The sequence below is a fragment of the Acinetobacter sp. A47 genome, from assembly GCF_000805455.1.
Classification (GTDB): Bacteria; Pseudomonadota; Gammaproteobacteria; order Pseudomonadales; family Moraxellaceae; genus Acinetobacter.
The window spans coordinates 1-423 of the sequence record NZ_JSUS01000059.1 but is presented as its reverse complement, the minus strand read 5'-3'; the positions used below and the strand labels follow the sequence as shown (position 1 = coordinate 423).

1 protein-coding gene is annotated in these 423 nt (G+C 52.5%); it reads left to right on the top strand.

Features of this window, described 5'->3' with window-relative positions; genetic code table 11:
- A partial coding sequence (locus OC23_RS12220; RefSeq protein WP_038345132.1) for a phosphopantetheine-binding protein occupies positions 1 to 423 on the top strand: 423 nt, incomplete at both ends.

Below are 423 nucleotides of genomic sequence, written 5' to 3'. Positions count from 1 at the left end.
TGAAGGCCGTCATCTTGTTGCGTGGTGGATAGCAGATTCAGCGGAGGCAGAGGTTGATGCTTCAGAGCTGCATGCCTGGTTAGCACGTGAGTTACCGGACTATATGGTACCGAGAAGTTATGTGCGTCTGGACAGTTTCCCGCTGACACCAAATGGCAAGCTGGACAAACGTGGTTTACCAATGCCGACAGAAGACAGCCTGATTCGTGGTCTATATGAGGCTCCGAAGGGTGAGGTAGAGGAGCTACTGGCGAAGCACTGGTGTGAACTGCTTGGAATCGAGCAGGTGAGTCGTAATGACAGCTTCTTCATGCTGGGCGGTAACTCGTTACTGGCAGTGCGTCTGGTGAGCCGTTTAAGAAGTGCCGGTTATACGCTTGGCTTACAGGATATCTTTGCCAGCCCATGTCTGGTGGATATGGC